The organism is Heyndrickxia coagulans DSM 1 = ATCC 7050 (assembly GCF_000290615.1).
GTDB classification, from domain to species: domain Bacteria; phylum Bacillota; class Bacilli; order Bacillales; family Bacillaceae_C; genus Weizmannia; species Weizmannia coagulans.
This window is the reverse complement of record NZ_ALAS01000206.1, coordinates 24,541-38,404: the sequence shown is the minus strand read 5'-3', so window position 1 is coordinate 38,404 and position 13,864 is coordinate 24,541. Positions and strand designations below refer to the sequence as shown.

Genomic DNA, 13,864 nt, shown 5'->3' with positions numbered 1-13,864 from the left:
GCGATTTGCGCACGCTATTTTTGTTCATTTACGATGTCCGTTATCCCGGCCCCGGCTTTCTTCTTCAACCGTCCAAGCACTTTCTCCAGTTCGTCCGGCTGCAGAAATTCAACGGGCGAAAACCCTTTTTCAAAGAGGATGGATTCAGACTCGACGATCGTGATATACCGGTCTCCGATTTTGGCAAGATGGACCGTTTCACCAAAATCAGAAAGGAGGGCATTCACCGAAATATGGTCCAGTTTCATCTGCAAATCGGCTTCCGGAGTGGTTTCGGCAATCTGGGCCGCGGCTTCGATGACCTGTTCCGCCGGCAACCGCTCCTGTAACGCCCGCTTGGGGCTTGCTTCCCAAATCTCAAGTTCTTTTTCCAATTGTTCGTATTCGATGCTGTCTTCATGCAGCACTTCCTGAAAATGTTCTTCCACCATCGTCTTCACTTGCGCTTTCATGATTTCCGGCATCGAGTCGCCGTATTCCACATACTTTAAGAATTCTTCGAAATAACGGGCGTGGGATGCCTGGTGAATTTTCAGCTCTGATTCTTCAATCATGCCTTCTTCCGGCATGTATGGATACTGGATGGATTTCATGCCTTTTGTGGTAATCGCCATTTCCACTTTTTTCAGCAAAGTGGATTCATCGGCAATCGCGGCGACTTTCGGTTCGAAATCGCATTTCAACAAAAAAACAAACGGCTCATCGAAGTATTTCCGCATCGTTGCATTTGCGATGAGAAACGCGCCGTCCCTGACAGCATTGGTGTCTAAATAAGCGGCGAGAAAGGCTTCGCTTGCTTTTTGAAAATCACCGATCGTGCGGGCCATGCGCGCACGGTTAAACAAATTGAAGTTCGGATTGGAGTCAAGGCCGTAGCCCGGTTCCACCATAAAGCGGCCGATTTTCGTCGGCACTTGTTCGGACTTCGGATGCTTGTCCACTTTCCTTTTTACAATTTTTTCAAGTTCGCCATCGAGAAAGTCTTTTACATTGCTAACCTCATAATCTTCGTGATCCAAAGTTTGAAAGTGCCTGAACTGCTTTCTTGTTTGTTCGCCCTCCCCGTCTGTCTGGATGACATAAAAGGAAAGGAAATTGATGTTAAAATCCAATCGTTTCACCCGGTTTCTCTTTTTTCACTGAGCACTATTTTACTTGAAAAAACGGTTTTCCACAATGTGCTTGCTGGACGCGGATGATTTGCGGGATTAAAATTTGGATGAGCATTGGTTTGCTCTCTGTTTTGGCAAAAAAGAGGCGGTAAGGAAAAAACGCGGCATGCTTCCTTTTGCCGCGCTTTTCCCGTTATACTGCCCGGGCACGCGCCGTTTTTAAGCTGAGCAGAAAGAAAAATGCGCTTACTGCAATCAAAACGGCTGACAGCACGAGGAAACGGGCTGGTGACATGCCGCTTGCGAACACAACGCCGAGTGTCACCGATGACAGGATGGAGCCTAAATACCGGCATGTTTGGAAAAGGCCGGAGCTTGTGCCGACCATGGTTTCGGGCGATTCGTTCAGCATCGCCGCCTGCAGCGCAACATTACCGATCCCGTAACCGATGCCCAGGATAAACAGAATCACACCCATCAGCCAGACCGGGGCATGGATAAAGAAAAATGCCATGAAAACGGCGCCGGCAATCATGGTTAAAGCACCGATACGGATCGGCCCGGCGGTTCCGGCATGGTCGATCCATTTGCCCGAAACGAGGGAAATGAGGATGCTTGCGCCGGACATAAAGAGCATCATGAACCCGCTCGTGTGCACGCTGAAATGGAGCCCGTCCTGGTAGAAGCTCGGCAGCCCGAAGAACAAACAGTAATTGAATAAATTCAGCACGATAAATTGCAAATACACAACAGAGAGGGACCGGTGTTTGTATAAAAAGCGGACATCGATAAACGGGCGGCCCGTTCTGGCTTCATAGATCACAAATAGGACAAGTAGCACAATGCCTGCTGCACCGGTCCAAATATGGACAGATGATTCCAGTTCCAGCAGAAAATACAAAAGCAGCACAAGCCCGGCAGCAAACAGGAAAATGCCGGTCCAGTCGAGCTCGTGCACAACATCTTTGAAAGAAGCATGCCTGTTCTCCGGATCTTTCGGGAAGATAAACCAGCCAAGCAGAAAACTAATCAAGATAAAAGGAAAGTTCACGAGAAAAATCGACGGCCAGCCGCCAATCCCGATTAAAATCCCGCCGGCAGTCGGCCCGAGCGCCGTCATGGCCGACGCAAAAATGGAAAGGACAGCAAGCGCCGAGGCCTGGTTTTCATGAATATGGGTACGAATCAGTGCGACACCGGACGGATAAATGGCACTGGAACCGATCGATTGGAAAAGCCGCATGAGAAGCAGCACGAAAAAGGCCGGTGCAAGCGGCGCGCCGATTGCCGAAACGGCAACAAGCAACAGCCCTGCAAGAAACATTTTTTTGCGCCCGATCATATCGCCGATTTTTCCGGTTACAGGCTGGGCAACCGCGCTTGCCAAATAAAAGGATGAAATGAGCCACGACACAGTTGAAAAACTCAAATGGAAATCTTTTTGGATGCTGTGAAGGGCGAGCGAGATCATCGATGAATTCAGCGGGTTCAGCATCGTACCGGAAGCGATGGCCGTTAAAAAAACCGTTCTTTTGGATAAAGCCATAACAATCCCCCTCGCTTCAGATGCAAGACTTCTTTCTACAGAATATCCTTTTCATTTTCTTTCATGCCCGTTCAAAAACAGAAGTATCATACAACAAATATTTCGAGTGTGCAAATATTATGCCAGTGAAGATCCGGTATCCCGGCCTGAATCTGGCCAGGCCCGGGAGTGCAGCTGAAACAAGCCATCATGGCAAGCCCTCTAAAGCCGTATAAATTCAGCCAATACTGCAGGAAAACACCGGCTGTTTGCTTGGTAAACTTAATTACAGAGCAGTTTGTCCTGTGAGTATATATTCGCCACATCACACGAAGCATTCCGGTTTGCGATTTCCGTTTTTTCTGTCATAATAAAGAAACAAAAACAAGAAGAATTGAGGTAGGAACATGAACGTTAAAATCAATCGGAATGCCGCAAAAATGTTAAAAAAAATATTGGATGAAGGAGATGCGGAAGGAAAAATGATCCGCGTCTTTGTGGCCCAGATGCACGGCGACCATGCCCATTACGATATTACGCTGGATACGCCGGGAGAACAGGATGAAATTGTCAAAACGGATAAGGGCATTGATATTTTGCTTGATTCGCGCGATCCGTATTTGGACGGCATCTGGATCCAGTATTTTTACGTGCCGCAGGAAGAATTCGTGATTACAAACCCGAGGATTGAACGCGAACACGGTCATCACCATCACCATTGATTTTTTTGAACTTTATGTTGAAGGGCTGTGCTTTTCCAGGCTATGGACATTTTGAAAAAGGGGATGAAGAGGATGAAGAATAATCCGGTTTTGCTATTGTCTTACGGATAGAAAAAAGGCGGTTAGAGAACAGAAATGACGGGAGGAGGACGACGGTTTGTTTAGTGTACTGGGGAAATTAGGCTGGTTTTTTAAAGCATATTGGAAAAGATATGCGATTGCAGTGCTTGCACTTTCGGTTGTCAACTTGCTGGAAGTGCTCCCGCCGATGATTCTCGGCGATTCCATTGATAAAATATTCACCGGGGAGATGACAGCGCACATTTTTTCCCTCTATATCGGCGTTATGCTGGCGATTGCAGCTGCCCTTTACGGCCTGACCTATATATGGCAGTATAACTTGTTCGGCGGGGCGTTTATCGTGGAAAAAATGCTGCGGTCCCGGTTAATGAACCATTTTTTAAAAATGGCGCCCCCTTTTTTTGAACGGAACCGTACGGGCGATCTTATGGCGCGGGCGACGAATGATTTGCGGGCAGTATCCCAGACAGCGGGTTTCGGGATTCTGACGCTTGTTGATTCAACAATGTATATGCTGACCATTATTCTGACCATGGCCGTGCTGATCTCATGGAAGTTAACGCTCGTTTCGATCTTGCCGCTTCCGTTTCTGGCAGCCGGCATTAAAGTGCTGGGAGAGAAAATCCATAAACGCTTTACAGTCGCCCAGGACGCCTTCGGGGATTTAAATAACCGGGTGCTGGAGTCGGTTGCCGGCGTCCGTGTCATCCGTGCTTATAACCAGGAAAAAGCGGACGTATCAAGATTCCGGGCGATGACGGAGGACGTTTATCAAAAAAACATTGCGGTCGAAAAAATTGACGCGCTTTTTAACCCGCTGACAAAGATCATTACCGGGATGAGTTACACGATCGGCCTTGCTTACGGCACTTATCTCGTTTTTCACCAGCAAATTACACTTGGAAATCTTGTTTCCTTTAATGTCTATTTGGGCATGCTGACATGGCCGATGTTTGCGATCGGGGAATTAATGAATGTCATGCAGCGCGGCAATGCTTCGCTGGATCGTGTAAATGAAACATTGCGGTATGCGGAAGATGTAAAAGACCCGGAAAACCCGAAAACGGTTGAACAGCCGGATATCATAGAATTTGCCGATTATACTTTCCACTATCCGAAGTCGCGGGAAGAGAACCTGAAGCATATTCATTTAAAGATCAAAAAAGGGGAGACGGTCGGAATCACCGGCAAAACCGGCAGCGGAAAAACAACGTTGATCAAACAGCTGTTGCGCGAATACCCGCTTGGAAGCGGCCGGCTGCTTGTGTCCGGCGTCCCGATTGAACAACTGAGCAAAGAAGAAGTGTTAGGCTGGATCGGGTATGTGCCGCAGGACCATGTGCTTTTCTCCAGAACGGTGAAAGAAAACATTCTGTTCGGTACCGATTCGGCTGGGGAAGCGGAACTGCAGAAAGCAATCCGGACCGCATCGCTTGAAAAAGATATTGAAATGCTCCCGGACGGCCTTGAAACGCTTGTCGGCGAAAAAGGGGTGGCTTTATCAGGCGGGCAGAAACAGCGGATCTCGATTGCACGGGCCGTCATAAAAGATCCGGAAATTCTGATCCTGGATGACGCGCTGTCCGCTGTCGATGCCAAGACCGAGGCGTCCATTATTGCGAACATCCGGAAAGAGCGGAAAAATAAAACGACCATCATCGCGACCCACCGGCTGTCGGCGATTGAACACGCCCAGTGGATTGTCGTCCTCGATAACGGCCTTATCACGGAGGAAGGGACGCACGAACAGCTGTTGAAAAACAAGGGCTGGTATTACGAACAGTACATGCGCCAACAGCTCAAGTCCCGTGAGGAGGTGGAAGCATAATGGCTGCAAAACGGCTTTTCCGCTATGCGATGAACTTTAAACGTTCCATTTTGATTGCGCTCGCGGCCCTTATGGTTGCCGTTGGGGCGGATGTGTTCAGCCCGATCGTGGCAAAAACGATGATTGACCGCCATATCACCGGCATTGAAAGCGTATGGGTGGAGACCCATGATGGCCGCCAGGCGGTTTCTTATCACGGCCGCCATTACAAACGGCTTGTTTATGCTTCCGCTGAGGAGAAAAAAGGGAAGAAGCGGACGATTGTCCAGGCAGGAAGAAACTTTTATTTCGTAAAAGGCCGTGTTGAAACCGGCGGGAAAAATACGTACCGGGACGGAAAACTATATATGACCTATAATGGCAAAACGGCTTCTTACCGGGCGGAAAAGATATCCTATGCGGGCGTGCTCCGCTTTTACAGCCCGGAAATCCCGTATATTTTGAAACTGTTAATCTTGTATTTCGGCCTTTATGTTGTGTCGGGATTCGGCCAGTTTACGCAATATTTTTATTTGCAAAAAGCTGCAAACCGGATTATCCAGAAAATGCGGAATGACCTTTTTATCCACTTGCAAAAATTGCCGATCCCATTTTTTGACAACCTGCCGGCCGGAAAGATTGTCTCGCGCATCACCAATGATACGGAAGCCATCCACGAATTGTATGTGGCTGTGCTGTCAAACTTTTTCAGCGGCCTGGTTTATATTGCCGGCATTTATATTGCAATGTTTTTGCTCGACTGGAAACTTGCGCTTGTCTGCCTGTTGTTAATGCCCATTTTATGGCTGTGGATGCGGGTATACCGGAAGTTTGCCCAGCAGTACAACCGGATGATCCGTTCGAAAGTGAGCGAAATGAATGCCATGATCAATGAGTCGATCCAGGGCATGCCGGTCATCCAGGCTTTCCGGCGCGAAAAGCAAACGAAGGAAACCTTTGAACAGCTGAATCGGACGCATTTTAAATACCAGAACAAAATGCTGGTGTTAAACGCCTTGTCGTCCCATAATTTAACCGGCATTTTAAAAAATCTCGTGCTTGTGGCGTTTCTCTGGTATTTCGGGCACAGCGCCCTTTCCGGTTTGTCAGCCGGGCTCTCCGTCGGCCTTTTGTATGCCTATGTGGACTATATTAACCGGCTGTTTAACCCGATCAGCAATATTGTCAACCAGTTCAGCAATCTTGAGCAGGCGCTTGTTGCCGGCGAACGTGTTTTCAGGCTGCTGGACGAAAAAGGCGAGGATGCGGAGGCGAAATCCGTACCGCGCTTTAAAGGGCATGTGGAGTTCCGGCACGTCTTTTTCGGCTACAAAGAAAACGAATATGTGCTGAAAGACATTGACTTTGAGGCAAAGCCGGGTGAAACGGTCGCGCTTGTCGGCCATACCGGATCCGGGAAAAGTTCCATTATGAATGTGCTGTTCCGTTTTTACGATTGTAATGAAGGAGAAATCCGGATTGACGGGACGGATATCCGGTCGCTTCCGCGGCAGGCCGTCCGTGAACATATGGCGATCGTGCTGCAGGACCCGTATTTGTTTACCGGCACGATTTATTCAAATGTCAGCCTCGGGGACCCGCGGATTACAAGAGAAAAAGCGGCTGCCGTGTTAAAAGCGGTCGGCGCCGATCAAGTGATCGGAAATCTGGAAGAAGGGCTCGATGAACCGGTCTTTGAAAAGGGGAGCACTTTATCGAGCGGGCAGCGCCAGCTCATCTCGTTTGCCCGCGCACTTGCTTTTGACCCGGCTATCTTAATTCTTGATGAGGCGACGTCCAATATTGATACGGAAACGGAATTGGCCATCCAGCATGCCATGGATGTCCTGAAAAAAGGAAGGACCACGTTTATCATTGCCCACCGGCTTTCCACCATCAAAAATGCCGACCAGATTTTGGTGCTGGACCGTGGCCGGATTGTGGAACGCGGAAGCCATGAAGCGTTAATGGAAAGAAAAGGGAAGTATTATCAAATGTACCAAATGCAGCATTCAGGCGGAACGGAAGCAGCCGGATAAATCCAGCAATGTGAAGCGGAGTCTGTACTATAACAAACGGGCAGGGAAATTCTCTGCCCGTTTTATTTTTTCTTTAATTGTTCCTGCGCCATCCGGACCAGTTCTTTCACCATGTTTCCGCCGATCGGCCCGCCGATTTTTCCGGCCTGTTCAGCCGTCAGTTTGCCGTTATAGCCTTTTTGAAGCGGAATGCCGCGTTCACTGGCCACCTCGTATTTGATATCGTCCGGGTGGTCCGTATCGGTACGATATCCTTCTTTGGCCATCACTTCGGTTTTGAACCGGTCAAGCGCGCTCCTTGATTCTGCGATAAGCGGTTTTCTTTTTCGTTTTGGCATGCGGATTCCCTCCCCTTATAGGATGCGGATGGCCAGCTGCCTTTATGCTCCGGGGAGAAAAAATGAAAAATGATTTTTTTTTGAAAAAATCATACAGGATATTTAAAATCTGTATGGAATATTTGTATAATAAGAACTGTAATAATACAGCAAATAAAAAGGGAGTATGCAACGTGAAAAAAGCAGTAATTGGTGCACTGCAGATCGGTTTGCTCTGGGTCATTTACGAAATCGGGCTGGAAGCAGTCAAAATCCTGCATTTGCCGGTACCAGGGAATGTATTTGGCATGCTGGTGCTGTTTCTTTTATTATTCACGGGCATTTTGAAGCTGCAGTGGATCGATACGGGCGCAACATGGATTTTAAAACATTTATCCTTCTTTTTTATTCCGATTTCCGTCGGGCTGATGTCGCTCGGTTCATTTTTCCTCCATAATGGCGTGGTGCTGACCGTAATACTGGCTGTCAGCGCGGTAGCCGGCATTGTAGGGACGGGGATGTCCGCCCAGCTTTTGGCAAGGGGGCGTGAGGCAAGCCATGAGCAGCAGTTACGCCGTGACACTTTATAGCATTTTCATCACCGTTTTCGTTTACCTGCTGTCGTTGCGGTTATCGAGAAGGTTTCCTTCCCCGTTCACAACGCCTGTATTTTTCAGTACGGTGGTATTGATCATGCTATTGACCGCAAGCCATATATCCTATAAAGCGTATCTTCCCGCAAAAGGGGTCATGACCTATTTTCTCGGCCCGGCCACCGTTGCGCTGGCTGTGCCGCTTTATAAAAACAGGGCGATTCTTGCGCGCTATTTTCTGCCGGTTGTCGGCGGCATTCTTTCAGGCAGCATGCTGACTGTCGGGACCGCCCTCGCCCTGGCCAAAATTTTCCAGCTGTCGCACAATATTTTTGCTTCCCTTGCCGTGAAATCCGTCACCGTGCCGGTTGCAAGCGAGGTGGCAAAAATCATCGGTGGCAATGAGGTGCTGGTCGCCGGGTTTGTCATGATTACCGGGATGATCGGCGCCATGTTCGGCCTGAAGCTCTTATCTTTGGCGCGCGTCCATGACCCGGTATCGCGAGGCCTTGCGCTCGGCACGATTTCCCATGGGATCGGAACGGGGGAAGCCGTAAAGGAAGGGGAGCTGCAGGGTGCCGTATCAGGTGTGGCGATGGGAATGGCCGCCATTTTAACTTCTTTTATCCTGCCATGGTTTTTCTAAACCGGGATAAACATATATTACAGATAAAGGGGTAGATACTGATGATGAAGACGCCACTTCTACTTTCTTCGATGATTGAGAGGGCTGAACGCTATTTTCCCGAGAAATATGTCATCTCGCGGACGCACACCGGGATTCAGCGGATTCCGTATCGTGAAATTGCAAAACGGACACGCCGTCTTGCAAGTGCGCTGGAAAAACTCGGCATGAAAAAAGGAGACCGGATCGGTACGTTTGCATGGAACCACCACCGCCATTTAGAGGCCTATTTTGCCGTGCCGTGCCGCGGGGCTGTCCTCCATATGGTTAACATCCGCCTGTCGGAAGACCATCTCGCCCACGTTATTAACCATGCGGAAGATAAAATTTTGCTTATCGATGAAGATCTCTTCCCGGTGATTGAAAAAATCCGGGGCCGCCTGAAAACGGTCGAGCATTTTATCATTATGAGCGACGAAAAAACGATTCCAGAAACAACCTTGTTTCCTGTCTCCAATTATGAAGCCATCCTGGAAGAAGGCGACGGGCGTTATCCGTTTTTACATGACCTTGATGAACATGCGCCAGCCGCGATGTGCTACACGTCGGCAACGACCGGCTATCCGAAAGGGGTTGTCTATTCCCACCGCGGCCTTTATTTGCACAGCATGGCACTCGGGCTTGCCGACCAGCTCAGTGTCCAGGAACGCGACGTCGCCATGACGGTCGTCCCGATGTTTCATGTCAATGCCTGGGGGCTTCCCTATGCAGCCACCTGGTTCGGGGCAACCCAGGTGCTGCCGGGGCCTTCTTTTACACCGGAAATTCTCGCACAACTCATTGAAAAAGAAAAAGTCACGATGACAGCAGGCGTCCCGACGATTTGGATCGGCATGCTGAAAGTGCTGCAGGAAAAGCCGTATGATATCAGCAGCCTCCGCCTGATCGTAAGCGGGGGTGCGGCATCGCCGAAAGGATTGATCCGTGCTTACGAGGAAACGTACAAAGTGCCGTTTATGACCGGCTACGGGATGACGGAAACGACCCCGATTGTTTCGCTGGCCACGTTAAAAAGCAGCATGGACCATTTTACCGTGGACGAAATTGTGGATGTGAGAGGAAAAACCGGGCTGCCTGTTCCCGGTGTTGAGGTAAAAGTCGTCAATGAGAACGGGGAAGTGCCATGGGACGGAAAAACAATGGGGGAACTGACCGTAAGAGGGCCGTGGATCGCGGATGAATATTACTGTGACGAGCGCACGCAGGAAGCATTTAGGGACGGCTGGCTGTATACTGGGGATATTGCGGTCGTGGACCAGGATGGGTACCTGAAGATTACCGACCGGACAAAAGATCTGATCAAAAGCGGCGGTGAATGGATTTCTTCTGTGGAAATTGAAAACGCTCTCATGTCGCATGAAGCGGTCTTTGAAGCAGCCGTCATTGCCGTCCCCCATCCGAAATGGCAGGAACGCCCGCTCGGCTGTGTGGTTTTAAAAAGCGGATATGAAAATAAAATCACGGCCGCGGAACTGAAAGATGATTTGAAAACACAATTTGCCTCATGGTGGGTCCCAGACGACATTTTGTTTATGAAAGAAATCCCGAAAACGTCCGTCGGCAAGTTTTTAAAACGGGCATTGCGCGAACAGCTTGAGGGCCATTATGCAGGCGTGCAGTAATGTATGCGGGAAAAAGCCGGAATCTTCCTATGGATTTCGGCTTTTACATTCGATAATATAAAGGGGAGAGGTTTTAACGGATTGATGAAAGGATTCAAGTGGAAATGCCCAAAACATGGAAGAAAAAGAAGCGGAACCGGGGTAAAGCGTGGATCATCCTGCTTATTCCGGCCATCGTGTTAAGCGCCTATTTTATTTTCGAAGAGAACATCCAGAAAAAAGCGAATCCCCAAATCCCTGAAAAATACTTGTCCATCTATCTGGAAGCGGAGAAAATATACGGGGTTCCCTGGTATGTGCTTGCTGCCCATCACCGGGTGGAAACCAGGTTTTCAACGATGAAGCCGATGGTCTCGCCGACCGGGGCCCAAGGCCCGATGCAATTTATGCCGTGCACATTTGTCGGCTGGAAGCACCCGTCATGCAGCGGCCTTGGAAAAGGAGACATCCCGGAAAGGGAAGAAACGGACCCAGCTGTCATAAAAAAATACGGAGGATACGGCGTCGATGCGGACGGGGACGGGAAAGCAGACCCGTTTAACGATAAAGACGCGATTTTCAGCGCGGCAAATTATTTGTCGAAAAACGGGGCAGCAAACGGGCAGATTCAAAAAGCGGTTTTTGCGTATAATCACAGCCGCAAATACGTGTCCGAAGTGATGTACTATGTACGCCTTTATCAAAAAGAAGGTTTAGAAAAAGCAAGCAAATAAAAAAGGGCGGTTCCGGCCGCCCTTTTTTACTGTTATGCTTTTCTTGCCATTCTTAAAATAAAGCTTAATACAAAGACGAGAATGATCGCCCCGATTAAAGCCGGTATGATCGCCATCCCTGCGATATGCGGCCCCCAGTTTCCGAAAATCGCGCCGCCAAGCCATGCACCGACAATCCCGGCAATAATGTTCCCGATGATACCGCCCGGGATGTCCCGTCCCATGATCAATCCTGCAAGCCATCCAATAATCCCGCCTACGATCAAATATAGAATAAACGACATTTTCACATTCCTCCTGTTAACTTAAGTTTCATATCTTGTTTTATCGAACTCGTTGTACTTATTGCCTTCTTTGTACCGGGCTAAACATGGGCAGTAATATTCTAAAACATCTAAAAAGACAAATATGCGGAACTTTTCAGGGGAAAGCCGGCAATCCTTTGGTTTAAAGTTTACATATCATGCCCGGGATTGTGCTTTTGTCTTGAATGGTTCCGGTTTTTAACCTTTTTTGAGCCGCTTAACGGTTCCGGCTGCCCGCTGTTGTTTGTTTTTGGCTGGTTTCTGCGGATATCATTTCCGTCGTTTTTATTCACCATTTTCATCCCTCCAACTATACAATTTGCTTTTTGCAAAGCGGTTATACAGCATATCATGAAAAAAATTGAACATACTATCTTTTGAAGGAGAGATGACAATGCCTTACCATAAAGACAAACAGCAGGCGTTTCAAGCGGCCGGGCAGCACATGGCCCTGACAGAAGACATCCTGCAGAACTTGGACATGGGAAGTGAAGACGCCGGGCACCAGCTCGCCCATTTGAAAGAAGAAATCAACGAAACATATCAGGAGATCGAAAATGCGCTCGAAGTAGCGAGCGAAACGCAACGGGTGCAATTGGAACAGTTCCGGCGCGATTTGGATAAAATCGTAAAACATACAGATTTGCATTAAAGCGGGGAGAATCCCTGCTTTTTTCATCTGCGCCAGGATCTGGTATAATATAGAATTGTATCAGGCCTGCGACAGGAAGGGTTTATACATAATGAAAAGCAATGAACAGGAGGGAATCGAAATGGCTTTGCCAAATTTTGAACAGAATTTACAAAAATATGCAAAATTGCTCGTGGCAAAGGGCATCAATGTGAAGCAGGGCGACTGGGTAAAAGTATATATTGCAGTCGACCAGGCAAAACTTGCGCGCCTTGTCGTAAAAGAAGCGTATGCACTGGGCGCGGAAAAAGTAATCGTCGAATGGTCGGATGATGAAATTACAAAGCAGCATTACCTGAACCAGCCGCAGGAAGTGCTGACGCATATTCCGGATTACAAAATTGCCGAGACGGAAGACCATGTGCTCAACCATAAAGTGAGCCGGCTGTCTATTCTTTCCAGCGACCCCGGCCTGCTCAATGAGGTCGATCCGCACAAAGTGGCCGCTTATCAAAATACAGCGGCGAAAGCTTTCAAAGCGCAGCGGGTTGCAACGCAAAATGACGATATCAAATGGACGGTTGCTGCAGCGGCGGGGGCCGGATGGGCAAAAGCAGTGTTTTCGGATTTAGAAACCGAAGAAGCACAGGTCGATGCGCTTTGGGACCAGATTTTTAAAACATGCCGTGTCTACGCGGACGACCCGGTTGCCGCCTGGGAACAACATAAACAGAAGTTAAATGAAAAAGCGGCGAAGCTAAACGGCATTCAATTCGATGCCCTTCATTATACGGCGCCGGGGACGGACCTTACACTCGGCCTTCCAAAAAACCATATTTGGGCCAGTGCGGGCAGCGTGAACCCGAAAGGCGAAGAATTCATTGCTAATATGCCGACAGAGGAAGTGTTTACTGCACCGGATACGCACAGGATGGAAGGCGTCGTGCGCAGCACAAAACCTTTAAGTTATGCAGGCACTTTAATCGAAGGCATTGTTGTCCATTTCAAAGACGGGAAAATTGTCGATATTTCTGCTGAAAAAGGCGAAGAAGCGATCAAAAAACTCGTATTTGAAAACGAAGGTGCAACAGGGCTCGGGGAAGTTGCGCTTGTACCGGATCCGTCGCCGATTTCCCAGTCCGGCATTACATTTTTCAATACATTGTTTGACGAGAATGCCTCAAACCACCTGGCCATTGGCGCAGCCTATCCGACAACGATCCAGGGCGGCACGAAAATGAGCGAAGAAGAACTGTTAAAACACGGCATGAACGTCTCCAATGTCCACGTTGACTTTATGATCGGCTCTGCTGATATGAATATTGACGGCATCAAACAGGATGGAACCGTTGTTCCGGTTTTCCGCAATGGGGACTGGGCCATCTAAAGAAAAACATCAGAAAAACATCAATATTATATTGATAAAGATTCTCAATGGACAAAACAAAGAAATCAGCTTGTCAAGCTGATTTCTTTGCCATGCTACTGGTTTTTCTTACGTTTTTTATTAAACTGCCTTTCTTTTTCCGTTAAAGGCTCGTTTGAAAATTCTTCATTGTATCCGGCGCCTTTCCCTTGCGCTTTTGCCGCATTCATGCCCGGCCGGATATGGTTTGCTTTCTGTCTTGTCACAAGGCTCACCTCCCTGGCTACAGTTTTAGTATGTTGAATAAAGGGAAAATCATACCTTACCGATAAATTTTTTGCAAACC

The 13,864-nt window shown here is 48.4% G+C and carries 15 protein-coding genes; 9 read left to right on the top strand and 6 right to left on the bottom strand.

Annotated elements, in window-relative coordinates; genetic code table 11:
- Nucleotides 1-14 precede the first annotated feature (14 nt).
- Both IC21_RS11150 and IC21_RS11145 read right to left on the bottom strand, forming a co-directional pair.
- The gene (locus IC21_RS11150; RefSeq protein ID WP_029141608.1) at nucleotides 15-1,112 is read right to left on the bottom strand and encodes a DUF3900 domain-containing protein; all 1,098 of its coding nucleotides are present in this window, start codon (nucleotides 1,110-1,112) and stop codon (nucleotides 15-17) included.
- 193 nt (nucleotides 1,113-1,305) lie between these two features.
- Nucleotides 1,306-2,658: an MFS transporter gene (locus tag IC21_RS11145; RefSeq protein ID WP_029141607.1), complete on the bottom strand. Its 1,353-nt coding sequence runs from the start codon at nucleotides 2,656-2,658 to the stop codon at nucleotides 1,306-1,308.
- A gap of 386 nt (nucleotides 2,659-3,044) precedes the next feature.
- On the opposite strand from IC21_RS11145, the gene IC21_RS11140 reads away from it, so the two are divergent.
- From IC21_RS11140 to IC21_RS11130, 3 genes are all read left to right on the top strand, one after another.
- The gene (locus IC21_RS11140; protein ID WP_029141606.1) at nucleotides 3,045-3,359 is read left to right on the top strand and encodes a heme biosynthesis protein HemY; all 315 of its coding nucleotides are present in this window, start codon (nucleotides 3,045-3,047) and stop codon (nucleotides 3,357-3,359) included.
- A gap of 157 nt (nucleotides 3,360-3,516) precedes the next feature.
- Nucleotides 3,517-5,268, top strand: coding sequence for an ABC transporter ATP-binding protein (locus tag IC21_RS11135; protein WP_029141605.1), 1,752 nt, complete (start codon nucleotides 3,517-3,519; stop codon nucleotides 5,266-5,268).
- The gene (locus IC21_RS11130) at nucleotides 5,268-7,286 is read left to right on the top strand and encodes an ABC transporter ATP-binding protein (protein ID WP_029141604.1); all 2,019 of its coding nucleotides are present in this window, start codon (nucleotides 5,268-5,270) and stop codon (nucleotides 7,284-7,286) included. Before IC21_RS11135 ends, IC21_RS11130 begins: the two co-directional genes overlap by 1 nt.
- Before the next feature lie 62 nt (nucleotides 7,287-7,348).
- On the opposite strand, the gene IC21_RS11125 is transcribed toward IC21_RS11130, so the two are convergent.
- Nucleotides 7,349-7,624, bottom strand: a complete 276-nt coding sequence (locus tag IC21_RS11125) for an alpha/beta-type small acid-soluble spore protein (RefSeq protein ID WP_017550841.1) — start codon at nucleotides 7,622-7,624, stop codon at nucleotides 7,349-7,351.
- Nucleotides 7,625-7,797: 173 nt separating this feature from the next.
- On the opposite strand from IC21_RS11125, the gene IC21_RS11120 reads away from it, so the two are divergent.
- From IC21_RS11120 to IC21_RS11105, 4 genes are all read left to right on the top strand, one after another.
- Nucleotides 7,798-8,193 (top strand): CidA/LrgA family protein, encoded by a 396-nt coding sequence (locus tag IC21_RS11120; protein WP_019721211.1) that lies wholly within the window; start codon nucleotides 7,798-7,800, stop codon nucleotides 8,191-8,193.
- Nucleotides 8,162-8,842 carry an LrgB family protein gene (locus IC21_RS11115; RefSeq protein ID WP_029141603.1) on the top strand — a complete coding sequence of 227 codons (681 nt, stop codon included), beginning with the start codon at nucleotides 8,162-8,164 and terminating at the stop codon, nucleotides 8,840-8,842. The genes IC21_RS11120 and IC21_RS11115 overlap by 32 nt, the downstream gene beginning before the upstream one ends.
- 41 nt (nucleotides 8,843-8,883) lie before the next feature.
- Nucleotides 8,884-10,503, top strand: a complete 1,620-nt coding sequence (locus tag IC21_RS11110; protein WP_029141602.1) for a long-chain fatty acid--CoA ligase — start codon at nucleotides 8,884-8,886, stop codon at nucleotides 10,501-10,503.
- A gap of 104 nt (nucleotides 10,504-10,607) precedes the next feature.
- Nucleotides 10,608-11,216, top strand: coding sequence for a lytic transglycosylase domain-containing protein (locus tag IC21_RS11105; RefSeq protein ID WP_029141601.1), 609 nt, complete (start codon nucleotides 10,608-10,610; stop codon nucleotides 11,214-11,216).
- Nucleotides 11,217-11,248: 32 nt separating this feature from the next.
- Here IC21_RS11105 and IC21_RS11100 read toward each other — a convergent pair whose 3' ends face one another.
- Both IC21_RS11100 and IC21_RS16345 read right to left on the bottom strand, forming a co-directional pair.
- Nucleotides 11,249-11,500 (bottom strand): GlsB/YeaQ/YmgE family stress response membrane protein, encoded by a 252-nt coding sequence (locus IC21_RS11100; RefSeq protein ID WP_017552822.1) that lies wholly within the window; start codon nucleotides 11,498-11,500, stop codon nucleotides 11,249-11,251.
- A 170-nt stretch (nucleotides 11,501-11,670) separates the two neighbouring features.
- Entirely contained in the window at nucleotides 11,671-11,817 is a 147-nt protein-coding gene (locus IC21_RS16345; RefSeq protein WP_013859302.1) for a small acid-soluble spore protein P, read from the bottom strand.
- Between the two features lie 98 nt (nucleotides 11,818-11,915).
- Here IC21_RS16345 and IC21_RS11095 point away from each other — a divergent pair, with 98 nt between their 5' ends.
- Nucleotides 11,916-12,173 (top strand): hypothetical protein, encoded by a 258-nt coding sequence (locus IC21_RS11095; RefSeq protein ID WP_017552823.1) that lies wholly within the window; start codon nucleotides 11,916-11,918, stop codon nucleotides 12,171-12,173.
- Between the two features lie 121 nt (nucleotides 12,174-12,294).
- Entirely contained in the window at nucleotides 12,295-13,539 is a 1,245-nt protein-coding gene (locus tag IC21_RS11090) for an aminopeptidase (protein WP_029141600.1), read from the top strand.
- 95 nt (nucleotides 13,540-13,634) lie between these two features.
- Here the strand turns inward: IC21_RS11090 and sspO are convergent, their stop codons facing one another.
- A complete protein-coding gene (gene sspO, locus IC21_RS11085; RefSeq protein WP_013859306.1) occupies nucleotides 13,635-13,784 on the bottom strand; it encodes a small acid-soluble spore protein SspO in 150 nt (49 codons plus the stop codon).
- Nucleotides 13,785-13,864: the final 80 nt, after the last annotated feature.